We start from the raw sequence: 15,310 nt of genomic DNA, 5'->3' as shown, positions 1-15,310 counted from the left end.
TCGCCTTTCTTTGGGGTACGTTTCTTTGGCGACGCAAAGAAAGGTACCTCGGCCGCCGGGCCGAGACCCGGCCTCCGACCTCAACTTCCAACAGAAGCAACCATCGCCAAAGAAGCCGAAACTTCAATACCGCGTATGGCTCAACTCAGCAAACAGATCCCCATAGATCCGGTACCGGCTCTCACTGATCCCATCGTTTGCAGGCCCGCGCTTGACCGCATCGATCACCCCGCACCCCGGCTCATGCAGGTGCGTGCAGTTGTAGAACTTGCAGTCCGTGGCATGCGCTGCGATGTCCGGCATGCAGGCCGCCAGCTGCATCGGCGCAATGTGGTGCAGGCCGAATTCCTGGAAACCCGGCGAGTCGATCAGCGCCGTGGTGCGCTCCTTGTCCATCCAGTACCAGTGCGTGCTGGTCGTGGTGTGCTTGCCCGAATTCAGGGCCTGGGAGATCTCGCCTGTGAGCACCATGGCGCCCGGCACCAGCAGGTTGATCAGCGTGCTCTTGCCCGAGCCCGAGGGGCCCAGCACCAGCGTGGTCTTGCCCTGGAGGTGCTGCATGAGCAGGGCCCGGTCCACCTCGCTCGACAGGCGCAGCGACAGCGGCAGCACGCCATAGTGCTGGCCCCCGCCCATGTGGCGGTAGGGCAGCAGGCGCTCCCAGGCGCGGGCGAAGGGCTCCACCAGGTCGCTCTTGTTGAGCGCGATGATGGGGGTGATCTGCGCCGCCTCGGCGGCGATCAGGGCGCGCGAGAGCTGGCTCTCGGAAAACACGGGCTCTGCCGCGATCAGGATCAGCACCTGGTCCAGGTTGGCCGCGAAGGACTTGGTGCGGATCTCGTCCTGGCGGTAGAACAGGTTGCGCCGCTCCTGGACCTTCTCGATGGTGCCTTCCTCGCCCTGGCCGGGCGGGGGGGCCTGCCAGAGCACGTGGTCGCCCACCACGGCCTGGCTCTTCTTGCCCCGGGGATGGCAGATGCGGCGCTCGCCATCGGGGGTCTCGACCATGCAGTGGCGCCCGTGGCTGGCGACCACCGTGCCTTGCATGAGGGCGCTGCGCTCAGCCATGGTGTTGTTGCCTCACAGGGCGACCAGTGCGTCGAAGCGGGCGGCGCACTCGAAGTCGGTGCTCGAGATGCCCTTGACGTCGTGGGTGTTCAGCCGCACCACGCAGCGGTTGTAGTGCACCGACAGATCGGGGTGGTGGTCTTGCGCATTCGCCACGAAGGCCACGGCGTTCACGAACGAGATGGTCTCGTAGTAGTTGGCGAAGTGGTAAGTCTTCTCGATGGCCACGTCGGCGCCATCGCCAGCCAGGCTCCAGCCCTCGACCTTGGCCAATTGGGTGACCACCTCGGTGGCAGTCAGTGCGCGGCGCGTGATGGCCGACCAGTCTTTTTTGGGGAGCATGGAGGAAGAAGAGGGCGAAGTCATGGGGCGGGTGCCGGGGTGTGCATGCGCGCCAGGCGCTCGGTGGCAGGCGGGTGCGAGTAGTAGAACTTCACGTAGACCGGGTCCGGTGTCAGCGTGGAGGCGTTGTCCTCGTACAGCTTGAGCAGGGCCGAGGACAGGTCGGCACCGCTGGCCTGGGCCACGGCGTAGGCATCGGCCTGGAATTCGTGGCGGCGCGACTGGCGCGCGAACAGCGGCGAAATGAAGAAGGTGAACACCGGCACGGCCAGCATGAACAGCAGCAGGGCCAGCGCATCGTTGGGCGCGGCTGCCACGCCCGCGTCGAGCGAGAGGTTGGGCCGCACGCCCAGGCCGGTGTAGAACCACACCTGGTTGGACAGCCAGCCCAGCAGCGCGAAGCCCACCAGGCTCATGGCGAACATGGCCACGATGCGCTGCACGATGTGGCGGTGCTTGAAGTGGCCCAGTTCGTGGGCCAGCACGGCCTCCACTTCGCCGGGCGCCAGCTGGCGCAGCAGCGTGTCGAAGAACACCACCCGCTTGGCCGCGCCAAAGCCCGTGAAATAAGCATTCGCATGCGCGCTGCGGCGGCTACCGTCCATCACGAACAGCCCCTTGGCCGAGAAGCCGCAGCGCTGCATGAGCGCCGTCACGCGCTGCTTGAGCGACTCGTCCTCCAGCGGCTGGAACTTGTTGAACAGCGGTGCGATGAAGGTCGGGTAGACCACCATCAGGAGCAGGTTGAAGCCCATCCAGAAGCACCAGGCCCACAGCCACCACAGGGGGCCGGCCGCGCCCATGAGCCACAGGATCAGCGCCACGATGGGCAGCCCGATGGCGCCGCCCACCAGCAGGCCCTTGAACGCGTCGGCCAGCCACAGGCGCCAGGTCATCTTGTTGAAGCCGAAGCGCTCTTCCACCGCGAAGGTCTGGTACAGCGACAGCGGCAGGTCGATGAGCCCGCTGATGGCCGCAAAGGCTGCCAGCAGCGCCAGTTGCTGCCACATGCCGCCGCCACCCAGCAGGGACAGCAGCGCCTGGTTCAGCGCATCCAGGCCGCCGAGCAGGGTCCAGCCCATCAGCACCGCGGCGCCGAGCGCCATCTCCAGCATGCCCAGGCGGGCCTTGGTGATGGTGTAGTCGGCCGCCTTCTGGTGTGCGGCCAGGGGAATGCGCTGGGCAAAGGCCGCCGGCACGCTGGCGCGGTGGCGCGCCACGTGGCGGATCTGCCGGCTGGCCAGCCACAGCCTAAGCGCCAGGCCGATGAGCAGGGCGGCCGCAAAGCCCAGGGTGAGCAGCATCGAGGGGGAAAAGTCTTCGGAGGTGGGCATGTGCGGCGAGTTTAGGTCATAGGAGACAATGCCGGCCATGTCAGAAGCCAACAACCCCACCCCCGTAAAGCTCGCCAAATCGGACCAGAACCTGGTTTGGCTCGATTGCGAAATGACCGGCCTGGAGCCCGATACCGACCGTTTGCTGGAGATTGCCGTGGTCGTGACCAGCCCGAACCTGGACCTTCGGGTGGAAGGACCGGTGTTCGCCATCCATCAGTCGGATGCATTGCTCAATGGCATGGACGCCTGGAACAAGGGCACCCATGGCCGCAGCGGGCTGATCGACAAGGTCAAGGCATCCACCACCACGGAGGAGGAGGCTGAAGCGCAGATCATCGCCTTCCTCAGCCAGTACGTGCCCAAGGGCACGGCGCCCATGTGCGGCAACAGCATCGGGCAGGACCGGCGCTTTCTGGTGCGCTACATGCCCAAGCTGGAAAAGTTCTTCCACTACCGCAACGTGGACGTCAGCACCTTGAAGGAGCTGGCCAAGCGCTGGAAGCCCGAGGCCTACACCAGCTTCAAGAAGGCGCAAAAGCACACCGCCCTGGCCGATGTGCACGAGTCCATCGACGAATTGGCCCACTACCGTGAGCACCTGCTGTCGGTGGGGGCGAAGTAAGCCACCTGAAGCCGCCCCGCCGCGCCCGGTGACGCCGCCAGGCGGCAGGTGGCAGTGGGCACCACCAGTTTGAAAGTTGAAGGGTATTGCGGGGAAACCCTGATCCGTGCAATAATCGCTGGCTGCGCGGGAATGCCCTCGCAGATTGTGCATCTCCCCTCACACACCGGGCTTGCCAGCCGACTGTCCTTCGACAGTGCAGGACTGGCGAATAACGCCCACCCGCCTTGGCCTCTGACGCCAGCGCAGGTTTCGTTTGATGGTTGATGTTTTTTAACCATTTGACGAAGCCAATCACGGGCAGCGCCCGCGACCGTCTTCGTGAGAGAAAAAATCATGACCGACACCTCTTTGGTGCAGGGCGAATTCGCGCCTGCCGATACTTCCTTTGCTGCCGACATTTCCGTGCAGTCCTCCGCCCTGGACGCTGCAGTGGCCGTTGCCGCTGAAGCCGACGCCGCCGTGACTGCCGAGCCCAATGGCTTCGTGGAACTGGGCCTGACACCCGAACTCGTCCAGGCCGTGGCCGACCTGGGTTACACCCAGCCCACCAGCGTTCAGCTCAAGGCCATTCCCCTGGCCATGGGTGCTGGCGCCGATGCCAAGCATTTCATTGACCTGATGGTCTCCAGCCAGACCGGCTCGGGCAAGACCGCAGCCTTCCTGCTGCCCGTGCTGCACACGCTGATCAACCAGCAGGCCGCAGCCGAAGCCGAAGAGCGCGCTGCTTTCGAGCGCGCCGTGGCCGAGGCCGCCGAGCGTGGCGAGCCCGCCCCCAAGCGCGCCAAGCGCAAGGACCCCACCAGCTCGCGCAACTTCAAGGCCGCCACGCCCGGCGCCCTGATCCTGTGCCCCACGCGTGAACTGGCCCAGCAGGTGGCGCACGACGCCATCGACCTGGTCAAGCACTGCCGTGGCCTGCGCGTGGCCAACGTGGTGGGCGGCATGCCTTACCAACTGCAGATCGCCAAGCTGCAGAACGCAGACCTGGTGGTTGCCACCCCCGGCCGCCTGCTGGACCTGCAGCGCTCGATGCAGATCAAGCTCGACAAGGTGCAGTTCCTGGTTGTCGACGAAGCCGACCGCATGCTCGACCTGGGCTTCTCGGACGACCTGGCCGAACTGAACCAACTGACCGCCCAGCGCAAGCAGACCATGATGTTCAGCGCCACCTTCGCGCCCCGCATCCAGCAACTGGCCATGCGCGTGATGCACGATGGCGGTTCGTCGGTGCAGAAGGTGACCATCGACTCTCCGCAAGAGAAGCACGCCAACATCAAGCAGGTGCTGTACTGGGCCGACAACGCCCAGCACAAGCGCAAGCTGCTGGACCACTGGCTGCGTGACACCACGATCAACCAGGCCATCGTTTTCGCCAGCACCCAGGTGGAGTGCGACGGCCTGGCCAATGACCTGCAGCAGGAAGGCTTCTCGGCCGTGGCACTGCATGGCGCCCTGAGCCAGGGCCTGCGCAACCGCCGCCTGATGGCGCTGCGCGCTGGCCAGGTGCAGATCCTGGTGGCGACCGACGTGGCTGCACGCGGCATCGATGTGCCCACGATCACCCACGTGTTCAACTTCGGCCTGCCCATGAAGGCCGAGGACTACACCCACCGCATCGGCCGCACTGGCCGTGCCGGCCGCGACGGCCTGGCCGTGACGTTCGCCGAGTTCCGTGACCGCCGCAAGATCTACGACATCGAAGCCTACAGCCGCCAGCAGTTCAAGTCGGAAGTCGTTGCCGGCATGGAGCCCACCCAGCGTGCGCCCCAGGCGCCACGTGGTGGCGACTTCGGCGGTGGCCGTGGCGGCCCAGGCCGCTCGTACGACAACCGTGAAAACCCATCGCGCGGCCGCTTCAATGGCCCTGCGCGTGGCAATGACCGCGGTGGTTTCGGTGGCGGCTTTGGTGGCGGTTTCGCCGGCCGTGGCAGTGACAACAACAACCGCGGCGGCTTCCCCGGCGGCGGCCGTGACGGTGGCTACCAGGGTGGCAACGGCGGTGGCGGCTATGGCGCTCCCCGTGAAGACCGTGGTTTCGGTGGTGGCGCTCCGCGCCGCGATGCCGAAGGCTATGGCCGCAAGCCAGGCTTCGGCGATGCCGGCCAGGGCCGCTTCGCCCCCCGTGCCGACGCCGGCGCACCGCGTGGCGACTTCGCTCCGCGCAAGCCCGCGTTCTCCAAGCCAGCCGGCGCTGGCGGCGGCAAGCCCTTTGTGGCCCACGATGCACGCAAGCGTCCCGCCCGTCCCGCACGCTGATTGCAGATCCTCCTGCTGAATGAAACCCGCCCCCGGCGGGCTTCACCAAAGGGCTGGCACCGCAAGGTGCCAGCCCTTTTTTGCGCCGGGATGTCGCGGCGGGCCTGATTTCCGGGGCCGTGTCGTCAATAATTGCCCACGGAGGAATTTGTCGTGGTGTCATCTCTATCCTCGGGGGCCGATTACGAGCACATGTTCGAGCTGACCCCCGTGTCGTTGTGGCTTGAGGACTTCAGCGAGCTCAAGCAACTGTTCGACGGCTGGCGCGCGGAAGGGGTGACCGATATCCGTGCCCACCTGGCCCAGGACCGGGCCCGCCTGCGCCAGTGCAGTGCCTCGCTGCGCGTGCTGCAGGTCAACCGCCGCACGCTGGAGCTGTTCTCCGCCGACAGCCTGGAGCACCTGGTCGCCAACCTCGACAAGGTCTTTCGCGACGACCGGCACGACACGGCATCGCACGAGCTGGCGCAGTTGTGGGATGGGCAACTGGAGTTCTCCAACCAGACGGTGAACTATGCGCTCGATGGCCGGCGCCTGGACGTGCAGGTGCGCGCGCGCATCCTGCCGGGCCACGAGCACGACTGGAGTCGCGTGCTGGTCTCGCTGGAAGACAACACCGCGCAGTTCAACGATGCGCGCCGCATCCAGCGCGGCGAGCAGTACGCGCGCGACCTGTTCGAGCATTCGCCCGTGTCGCTATGGGTCGAGGACTTCAGCGCCGTCAAGAACCTGCTCGATGGCGTGCGTGCCCAGGGCATCGGCGACTTCAAGACCTTCCTCAAGGTGCACCCCGATTTCGTGGGCCGCTGCATGCAGGAGATCCGCGTCATCGACGTGAACCAGCAGACCCTGCGCATGTTCGGCGCCTCCAGCAAGGACATGCTGCTCAACAACATCGGCCGGGTGTTCCGCGGCGAGATGCACGAATCCTTCGGCGAGCAGCTGCAGGACCTGTGGGAGGGCAAGACCTTTCAGCAGCGCGAGGTGACCAACTACTCGCTCTCGGGCGATGCGGTGAACATCCACATGCAGTTCTCGGTGCTCGACAGCCACCGGCACGACTGGGGCCTGGTGCTGCTGTCGCTGGTGGACATCACCGCGCGCAAGAAGGCCGAGGCCTACCTCGAATACCTGGGCAAGCACGACGTGCTGACCCAGCTGCGCAACCGTGCCTTCTATGCCGAAGAGCTCAACCGCCTCACGCGCAAGGGCCCCTGGCCGCTGTCGGTGATCGCCATCGACCTGAACGGCCTCAAGGTGGTCAACGACGAGCAGGGCCACGCAGCCGGCGACTCCATGCTGCGCCGGGTCGGCGAGGTGCTGGCCAAGGCGGTGGATGCGCCAGCCTGCGCCGCGCGCATCGGCGGCGACGAGTTCACCGTGCTGTTGCCGGGCACCGACGAGCGCGGGGCCCTGGCGCTGCAGGAGCGCATCATCTCCATGCTGGAGCTGAACAACCAGTTCTACCCCGGCCAGCACCTGAGCCTGGCCATGGGCATCGCCAGTTGCCAGTCTGGCGATGCGGTGGAGGCCACCATCAACCGCGCCGACCAGGCGATGTATGCGGAAAAGAACCGCTACTACCAGCAAAGGGACCACGACCGCCGGCAATCAGGCTCCTGATGCCGGCGCCGCTGGCCGCGGCGGCGTCGCTCAGAGATTGGCGGGTGTTCTGCCGATGTCGGGCCAACGATGGTGCAGGTAGATCCACGACACCAGGCCGATGCACAGCATCAGCAGTGAAGACAGCGCCAGCCAGAGGGTGGAGTGCATCACCAGCGGGGCGATCACGCCAGCCACCAGCCCGTTTGCCGTGGAGCCCACGAAGGCCTGCATGGACGAGGCCATGCCCCGGCGTTCGGGGTGCAGATCCAGCACCAGCAGCGTCACCACCGGCACCATCAGTGCCCAGCCGAACGAGAAAACGGCGATCGGCAGCAGCGCCCACCAGGCATGGGGCGGGAACAGCAGGTTGGCCGCCAGATTGAGCACGGCCACCGTGAACATGATGAGAAAGCCGTGGCGGATCTGCCGTTTGGGCGGAATGCGCCCGGCCAGGCGGCCGCTGAGCCAGGCACCGCCCATGATGCCCGAGATGGTCAGGATGAAGAACCAGAAGAACTGCGTGGGGGCCAGGCCCAGGTGGTCGCCGAGGAAGGCAGGTGCCGACAGCACGTACAGGAACATGCCATTGAAGGGCACGCCGCTGGCCAGTGCCAGCAGCACGAAGCGTGCGCTCGAACCCAGCTGCACATAGCCCTGCAGCAGGTGGCGCATGTTGAAGGGCTGGCGGTGCTCGATGTGCAGCGTCTCGGGCAGCAGCCGGTAGTTGGCCGTCCACAGCGCCACGCCCACCAGGGTCAGGAACCAGAAGATGCTGTGCCAGCCGGTGTGCACGAACAGCCAGCCGCCGATGATGGGCGCGATCGCCGGGGCCACGCCGAAGTAGATGGTGACCTGGCTCATCACCTTCTGCGCCTGGGCGGGCGGGAACATGTCGCGGATCACGGCGCGCGAGACCACGATGCCGGCACCGGTGGACAGCCCCTGCAGTGCACGGAAGAACACCAGCTGCCCGATGGTCTGCGACAGTGCGCAGCCGGCTGAGGCCAGCGTGAACACCGCGATGCCCCAGAGGATCACCGGCCGGCGCCCGAAGCTGTCGGCCAGGGCGCCGTGGAACAGGCTCATGAAGGCAAAACCGAACAGGTAGGCCGACAGCGTCTGCTGCATCTGCACCGGCGTTGCGCCCAGTGCCGCGGCAATGCCCGAGAACGCGGGGATGTAGGTGTCGATGGAGAACGGCCCCAGCATCCCCAGCACCGCCAGCAGCACCGCCAATGCCCAGCGGGGCGCTTTCCAGAGCAGATGGGCTTGTGGGTTCATGCGAAGAGGGGAGGGCCGGGGGGTCGTGGGGTGCGCCGCAGGTGGGCGGAAATGAGGCCTGGCGTGGTGGGCCCTGCCGTCGATTATGCGGGATGCCGCGCGCCCCGGCGCAACGCCTGCACCAGGTTGGGGCTGATTGGGCATCTGTGGATGGCGCGCACTGCAGGGGGCAAAAACAAGAAAGCCGATGCTCCTGTTCGGATAGCATCGGCGCCTCGTGCCTTGCGGCGTAGATTTGGTGGGTCCTGAGTGACTCGAACACTCGACCTACGGATTAAGAGTCCGCTGCTCTACCAACTGAGCTAAGAACCCAAATCTTTTAGTGATCTGTCTGCATCGCTGCAGAGCCTCGAATTATGCACTAGTTTTTGGGGTGTTGGCAAATCCGGTCAAAAATTTCTTCTTTTTTCATCCGTTCACTCACTGCATCGCGTTGCGACTGGCCAGCTCGATGAACAGCGCGCTGTGGTCCAGCTCGCCCAGGCCATGCTCCACGCCCTCGGCATACAACGCCTCGAACAGGGCGGTGACGGGTGCGTCGAAGCCGATCTCCCCTGCGGTCGCCAGGGCGTTGCGCATGTCCTTGAGCTGCACGGTCATGCGGCCCTGGGGCGCGAAGTTGCGCTCCACCATGCGCTGGCCGTGCAACTGCAGGATGCGGCTGTCGGCAAAGCCGCCGCTGATGGCCTCGCGCACCTTGGCCATGTCGGCGCCACCCTTGGCGGCAAACAGCAGCGCCTCGGCCACGGCGCCGATGGTGATGCCCACGATCATCTGGTTGGCCAGCTTGGCGAGTTGGCCGGCGCCATGCGGGCCCACATGCGTGGCGCGCCCGAAGGCGTCGAAGATGGGCTGGGCGCGCGCGAAGTCCTCCGGCCGGCCCCCGGCCATGATGGCCAGGGTGCCGCTCTCGGCGCCCACGGTACCGCCGGAGACCGGGGCGTCCAGGTGGGCGATGCCCATCTCGCCCAGGCGTGCCGCATGGTCGCGCGCCTCGCGCGGCTGGATGGAGGCCATGTCGATGAACAGCGCGTCCCGGCGCAGGGCCTGCGCCGCGCCCAGTTCGAACAACACATGGCCCACCACGGGGCCGTTGGCCAGCAGGCTGATCACCACGTCCGCACCGGCCACGGCGTCGCGCACGTCGGAATGGACGGTGATGCCGCTGGCGGTGAGTGGTTCGGCCGCCTCGCGCGTGCGGTTCCAGGCATGGACTTCGTGGCCGGCGGTGCGCAGCCGGCGCGCCATGGGGGCGCCCATCATGCCGATGCCCAGGACGGCGGTGCGCAGGGGAGGGGTGTTGTTGTTCATGGGTCTGTCTCCTGGTGCGGATGTCTCGGCCTCCATCATCGGCGCTTTTCGCTGCGCCAGCCTGTCATCGGGCTTGCAGTCGATGCCACTTGCCGGGATGATGTGGCGCGAGAGGAGACATACCCATGGCCCTGGACACCCAAACGCCGCACGACCCCGCCTGGCTCGAGCTGATGTACAACAACCGGGCCCTGGTGCCCGAGCATGTGAACTATTTCGCGCGCTGGGCCAAGGAGTCGGCCCAGGTGCGGGCCGAGCATCCCTGCGTACCCGACCTGGCCTACGGCAAGGGCCCGCGCGAGACCCTGGACGTGTTTCCCACCACCCAGTTGCCGCCCGGGTCGGGCAAGGGGGCTCCGGTGCTGGTCTTCATCCATGGCGGCTACTGGCGCGCGCTCGACAAGTCCGACCACTCCTTCATCGCGCCGGCGTTCAACCGCGAGGGTGTCTGCGTGGTGGTGGTCAACTATGCGCTGTGCCCCGGCACGCCCGAGGCGCCGGTCGGCATCCCCCAGATCATGCGGCAGATGGAAAAGGCCATCGCCTGGATCTGGCAGAACATTGGGCGCTATGGTGGCGATCCGCACCGCATCACGGTGGCGGGCCACTCGGCCGGCGGGCAACTGGCGGCCATGCTGCTCACCAGCGTCTGGCCCCTGATCGGCAACTTGCCCGACGGCGCGGTGCGCAACGCCTTGTCCATCTCGGGCCTGCACGACCTCGATCCGCTGATGCACACGCCCTTCCTGCAGGAAACGCTCAAGCTCACCGAGCAGCAGGTGCTGCAGTACAGCCCGGCGCGACTGCAGGCGCCCGGCCAGGGCATGCTGTACTGCGCGGTGGGCGCCGATGAAAGCCCGGAATTCATCCGCCAGGCGCGCCTGGTGCAGGACGCCTGGGGCTCGCACGCCGTGCCGCGCTGCCAGGTGCAAGAGGGGCTGAACCACTTCAGCATCGTCGATGCGCTGGCCAAACCCGGGCACGATGTGCACCACATGGCCCTCATCCTGCTGAGGGCCTGACGCTCCTTCGGGCCCCTGCGGGCTTACATCAGCAGGTGCTCGCCCGCGTTGTCGCCGCCCAGGATCACGTAGTTCACCTTGCGGATGTCCATCAGCTTCTTGCCGCCGGCGTAGCTGATGGAGCTTTGCACGTCCTGTTCCATCTCGACCAGGGTGCCCGCCAGCTTGCCCTTGATGGGTTCGAGGATGCGCTTGCCTTCCACGTGCTTGTACTCGCCCTTGTTGAAGTCGCTGGCCGAGCCGTAGTACTCCTTGAACAGCGCGCCGTCCACCTCCACGGTGTTGCCGGGCGATTCCTCGTGCCCGGCGAAGAGCGAGCCGATCATGACCATGCTGGCGCCGAAGCGGATGCTCTTGGCGATGTCGCCATGGCTGCGGATGCCGCCATCGGCAATGATGGGCTTGGTGGCCACGCGCGCGCACCACTTGAGCGCCGAGAGCTGCCAGCCACCGGTGCCGAAGCCGGTCTTGAGCTTGGTGATGCAGACCTTGCCCGGGCCCACGCCCACCTTGGTGGCGTCGGCACCCCAGTTTTCCAGGTCGATCACCGCCTCGGGCGTGGCCACGTTGCCGGCGATCACGAAGGCCGTGGGCAGCTTGGACTTGAGGTAGCCGATCATGTTCTTCACGCTGTCGGCATGGCCGTGCGCGATGTCGATGGTCACGTACTCGGGCGTGATGCCCGCGGCGGCCAGTTGGTCCACGGTGTCGTAGTCGGGCTGCTTCACGCCCAGCGAGATCGAGGCATAGCAGCCCTTGGCGTGCATGTCGCGCACGAACTGCACGTTGTCCAGGTCGAAGCGGTGCATGACGTAGAAGTAGCCGTTCTGCGCCATCCAGGTGCAGATGCTCTCGTCCACCACCGTCTTCATGTTGGCGGGCACGACCGGCAGGCGGAAGGTGCGCCCGCCCAGCTCCACGCCGGCATCGCATTCCGAGCGGCTTTCCACCCGGCACTTGCGCGGCAGCAAGAGAACATTGTCGTAGTCGAAGATTTCCATGAGATTTCCAAGCTCCATCAAAGGACGCAGCAAAAGGATTTTTGCTGCGGTGGGCGCTTGGCCTGGAGACCGGCTTCATGGCTGCGACCGTGCTGGCCGCCGCGAACCCTGCAATGCGCAGGCACAAAAAAACCGGGCTTCAAGAAACTTGGGCCCGGTGATTGATTCTACCCGCCCCAGCCAGCGGCGGTATATCCCTACTGTTATCCCTCCAATAGGGCCTGGCCTATGGCACGCAGCGCGATTGCGCCGCGTCGATGATGCGGCCATCCTTGTCCTGCACCCAGCCGACCAGGTGCAGGCGGTCGGTCTTGGTGCCTTCGGGGATGTAGATCGGGCGCGAGTCGCGCCAGCCCGAGCGCTCGCCCTTGGACAGGGTGTGCGGGTTGTCGAGGGAGCGCTGGTAGACGTTGCGCACCAGGTTGCGGGCCACGGGCGAGCCATCGGTGCCCACAGGGATGGACTCCACCAGCAGCAGGTAGAAACCGCCCGCATCGGGCCCGGCGGCAGGAGCCGCCCCGCGCGCAGGCACCGGCGAGAAGGCGATGGACGCGCCCACGTAGTCGTTGAAGGCCGGCCCGTGCGACACGCGCAGCCGGCTGCCCTGCACGCCCTGTACGGGGGCGGTGTTCACGTCGGTCGCCGTCGGGGCGGTGCGGCCCAGCGCGGCCAGCCGTGCCAGGGCATCGCGCGTGGCGGCGGCCGAGAGCGGGGCATCCTCGCCCTGGCTGCCGGGCACGATCCAGTCCAGCACCACGGTGCCGGGCGCCTTGGGGGCGGGCGTGGCCTTGTCGGCCCAGCAGCTTTCGCAGTCGGCACTCACGAAGCGCTCGAACAGGGCAGTGGGGCGGGCCACGCCATCGCTGCTGCAGCTCGACTGGGCTGCGAGGTGGGGGGCGTGCAGGGCCAGCAGCATGGCTGCGGCAAGGGCAATGTTTTTCATGGCAGGTGCTTGCGCTTTCTACAATGCCCCCATGTTCCCACAAGACCTGTTTCCGGGTGCGCCCGAGCCCCTGGTGCCCCCTGCGCCCGCAGCCCCTTCCGCCGCATCGCCCTTGCTGGCGAATCTGAACCCCGAGCAGCTTGCCGCCGTCACCCTGCCGGCAGGGCATGCGCTGATCCTGGCCGGTGCCGGTTCGGGCAAGACACGGGTGCTCACCACGCGCATCGCCTGGCTGCTGCAGAACGGCTATGCCACGCCCGGTGGCATCCTGGCCGTCACCTTCACCAACAAGGCCGCCAAGGAAATGGTGGCCCGCCTGTCGGCCATGCTGCCCGTGAACGTGCGCGGCATGTGGATCGGCACTTTCCACGGCCTGTGCAACCGGCTGCTGCGCGCGCACCACAAGCCCGCCGGCCTGCCGCAGTCGTTCCAGATCCTGGACACACAGGACCAGCTCTCGGCCGTCAAGCGCCTGTGCAAGCAGCACAACGTGGACGAGGAACGTTTTCCGCCCAAGCAACTGGTGTACTTCATCGCCGGATGCAAGGAAGAGGGCATGCGCCCGGGCGACGTGCAGGCCCATGACAGCGATGGCCGCAAGAAGGTCGAGATCTACCAGCTGTATGAAGAGCAGTGCCAGCGCGAGGGCGTGGTCGACTTCGGCGAGCTGATGCTGCGCAGCTACGAGCTGCTGCGCGACCACGACGCCATCCGCGAGCACTACCAGCGCCGCTTTGCGCACATCCTGGTGGACGAGTTCCAGGACACCAACAAGCTGCAGTACGCCTGGCTCAAGCAGCTGGCGGGCAACGACGTGGGCGGGCGCTTCGAGGCGCGCGGCAGCGTGATCGCCGTGGGCGACGACGACCAGAGCATCTACGCCTTCCGCGGCGCGCGCGTGGGCAACATGGCCGACTTCGTGCGCGAATTCGACGTGCGCCAGCAGATCAAGCTGGAGCAGAACTACCGCAGCTACAGCAACATCCTCGACTCGGCCAACGCCCTCATCAGCCACAACAGCCGCCGCCTGGGCAAGAACCTGCGCACCACGCAGGGGCCAGGCGAGCCGGTGCGTGTGTACGAGGCCACCACCGACCTGGCCGAGGCCCAGTGGATGGTGGACGAGATCATGCAACTGGTCAGGAGCGATGGCTTCGAGCGCAAGGAGATCGCCGTGCTCTACCGCAGCAATGCGCAGAGCCGGGTGATCGAGTCGGCCCTGTTCAACGCCAGCGTGCCCTACCGCGTGTACGGCGGCCTGCGCTTTTTCGAGCGCGCGGAAATCAAGCACGCGCTGGCCTACCTGCGCCTCTTGGAGAACCCGCACGACGACACGAGCTTTCTGCGCGTGGTCAACTTCCCGCCGCGCGGCATCGGTGCGCGCAGCATCGAGGTGCTGCAGGACGCCGCACGCGCCGCGGGCTGCTCGCTGCACGACGGCGTGAGCGCCGTGCCCGGCAAGGCGGGGGCCAACCTCTCGGCCTTCGTCGCCATGGTCGACGTGCTGCGCGAGCAGACCGAGGGCATGAACCTGCGCAAGATCATCGAGGCCATGCTGCAGACCTCGGGCCTGGTGGAGCATTTCCGCACCGAGAAGGAAGGCGCCGACCGCATCGAGAACCTGGAGGAACTGGTCAACGCGGCCGAGAGCTTCGTCACGCAGGAGGGCTTTGGCCGCGACGCCGTGGCCCTGCCCGTGGACGAGCTGCGCAACGACCGCCTCACGCAAAGCCCCGCCAGCCAGGGCCTGGACCCGAATGTCCCGGTGACCGACGAAGCCCTGCCCGCCGTGGCCGGCATCGTCGATGCCGACACGGGCGAGACGCTGTCGCCGCTGGCCGCCTTTCTGACCCACGCGGCGCTGGAGGCCGGCGACAACCAGGCCCAGGCCGGGCAGGACGCCGTGCAGCTGATGACCGTGCATGCCAGCAAGGGACTGGAGTTCGACGGCGTCTTCATCGGCGGCATGGAGGAGGGCCTGTTCCCGCACGAGAACTCGGCCAACGAGCGCGAGGGCCTGGAGGAAGAGCGCCGCCTGATGTACGTGGCCATCACCCGCGCGCGCAAGCGCCTGTACCTGAGCCATTCGCAGACGCGCCTGCTGCACGGCCAGACACGCTACAACATCAAGAGCCGCTTCTTCGACGAGCTGCCCGAGGCCGCGCTCAAGTGGATCACGCCCAAGCAGCAGGGCTTTGGCAGCTATGCGCCCAACGCGGGCGGCGGCAACCCGTTTGCCCAGCGCGACCGCAGCGGCTATGGCGCCGTGCGTAGCGAGCACTTCGCCAGCCCGCCGGTGCCGGTGCAGAAGGCGCCGCCATCGCATGGCCTGCGGGTGGGGCTCGCGGTGTTCCACACCAAGTTCGGCGAGGGCAAGGTGCTGGCACTCGAAGGCACGGGCGACGATGCGCGCGCGCAGATCAGCTTCCCGCGCCACGGCACCAAGTGGCTGGCGCTGTCGGTGGCCAAGCTCACCATCGTCGATTGACGGGAGCGCTTTCTTGGCGCCCTTTCTTACA

12 protein-coding genes and 1 tRNA gene are annotated in these 15,310 nt (G+C 66.7%); 5 read left to right on the top strand and 8 right to left on the bottom strand.

From position 1 onward, the window contains the following. Positions 1 to 123 precede the first annotated feature (123 nt). The 3 genes from rsgA to AC07X5_RS20730 are packed head-to-tail and all read right to left on the bottom strand — an operon-like array spanning position 124 to position 2,744. Complete coding sequence (gene rsgA / locus AC07X5_RS20740; RefSeq protein ID WP_494771658.1) at positions 124 to 1,068, bottom strand: ribosome small subunit-dependent GTPase A; 945 nt, start codon at positions 1,066 to 1,068, stop codon at positions 124 to 126. Positions 1,069 to 1,080: 12 nt separating this feature from the next. Further along, complete coding sequence (locus AC07X5_RS20735) at positions 1,081 to 1,434, bottom strand: 4a-hydroxytetrahydrobiopterin dehydratase (protein WP_494771657.1); 354 nt, start codon at positions 1,432 to 1,434, stop codon at positions 1,081 to 1,083. Next, positions 1,431 to 2,744, bottom strand: a complete 1,314-nt coding sequence (locus tag AC07X5_RS20730; RefSeq protein ID WP_494771656.1) for a M48 family metallopeptidase — start codon at positions 2,742 to 2,744, stop codon at positions 1,431 to 1,433. Before AC07X5_RS20730 ends, AC07X5_RS20735 begins: the two co-directional genes overlap by 4 nt. Before the next feature lie 37 nt (positions 2,745 to 2,781). Between AC07X5_RS20730 and orn the strand changes: the two genes are divergently transcribed. The 3 genes from orn to AC07X5_RS20715 all read left to right on the top strand — a co-directional run bounded on the left by orn (position 2,782) and on the right by AC07X5_RS20715 (position 7,251). Next, complete coding sequence (gene orn / locus AC07X5_RS20725) at positions 2,782 to 3,369, top strand: oligoribonuclease (protein WP_409958112.1); 588 nt, start codon at positions 2,782 to 2,784, stop codon at positions 3,367 to 3,369. Between the two features lie 336 nt (positions 3,370 to 3,705). Then, positions 3,706 to 5,628: a DEAD/DEAH box helicase gene (locus AC07X5_RS20720; RefSeq protein WP_494771655.1), complete on the top strand. Its 1,923-nt coding sequence runs from the start codon at positions 3,706 to 3,708 to the stop codon at positions 5,626 to 5,628. Between the two features lie 153 nt (positions 5,629 to 5,781). Then, positions 5,782 to 7,251 carry a sensor domain-containing diguanylate cyclase gene (locus AC07X5_RS20715; RefSeq protein ID WP_494771654.1) on the top strand — a complete coding sequence of 490 codons (1,470 nt, stop codon included), beginning with the start codon at positions 5,782 to 5,784 and terminating at the stop codon, positions 7,249 to 7,251. A gap of 30 nt (positions 7,252 to 7,281) precedes the next feature. Here the strand turns inward: AC07X5_RS20715 and AC07X5_RS20710 are convergent, their stop codons facing one another. From AC07X5_RS20710 to AC07X5_RS20700, 3 genes are all read right to left on the bottom strand, one after another. Continuing rightward, a complete protein-coding gene (locus tag AC07X5_RS20710) occupies positions 7,282 to 8,514 on the bottom strand; it encodes a multidrug effflux MFS transporter (protein ID WP_494771653.1) in 1,233 nt (410 codons plus the stop codon). 236 nt (positions 8,515 to 8,750) lie between these two features. Beyond that, positions 8,751 to 8,826: transfer RNA gene (locus tag AC07X5_RS20705), tRNA-Lys, on the bottom strand. A gap of 108 nt (positions 8,827 to 8,934) precedes the next feature. Then, the gene (locus AC07X5_RS20700) at positions 8,935 to 9,825 is read right to left on the bottom strand and encodes an NAD(P)-dependent oxidoreductase (protein WP_494771652.1); all 891 of its coding nucleotides are present in this window, start codon (positions 9,823 to 9,825) and stop codon (positions 8,935 to 8,937) included. 125 nt (positions 9,826 to 9,950) lie between these two features. Between AC07X5_RS20700 and AC07X5_RS20695 the strand changes: the two genes are divergently transcribed. Then, complete coding sequence (locus tag AC07X5_RS20695; RefSeq protein ID WP_494771651.1) at positions 9,951 to 10,847, top strand: alpha/beta hydrolase; 897 nt, start codon at positions 9,951 to 9,953, stop codon at positions 10,845 to 10,847. A 23-nt stretch (positions 10,848 to 10,870) separates the two neighbouring features. On the opposite strand, the gene AC07X5_RS20690 is transcribed toward AC07X5_RS20695, so the two are convergent. Together AC07X5_RS20690 and AC07X5_RS20685 are read right to left on the bottom strand one after the other, a co-directional pair. Then, a complete protein-coding gene (locus tag AC07X5_RS20690) occupies positions 10,871 to 11,848 on the bottom strand; it encodes a GMP reductase (RefSeq protein ID WP_494771650.1) in 978 nt (325 codons plus the stop codon). Positions 11,849 to 12,074: 226 nt separating this feature from the next. Next, positions 12,075 to 12,791 (bottom strand): hypothetical protein, encoded by a 717-nt coding sequence (locus AC07X5_RS20685; protein ID WP_494771649.1) that lies wholly within the window; start codon positions 12,789 to 12,791, stop codon positions 12,075 to 12,077. Between the two features lie 31 nt (positions 12,792 to 12,822). On the opposite strand from AC07X5_RS20685, the gene AC07X5_RS20680 reads away from it, so the two are divergent. Next, positions 12,823 to 15,279, top strand: coding sequence for a UvrD-helicase domain-containing protein (locus AC07X5_RS20680; RefSeq protein WP_494771648.1), 2,457 nt, complete (start codon positions 12,823 to 12,825; stop codon positions 15,277 to 15,279). Positions 15,280 to 15,310 lie beyond the last annotated feature (31 nt).

The organism is Acidovorax sp. GW458-11-26-14-TSB4 (assembly GCF_059423865.1).
This window is presented reverse-complemented; position numbering and strand designations above follow the sequence as displayed.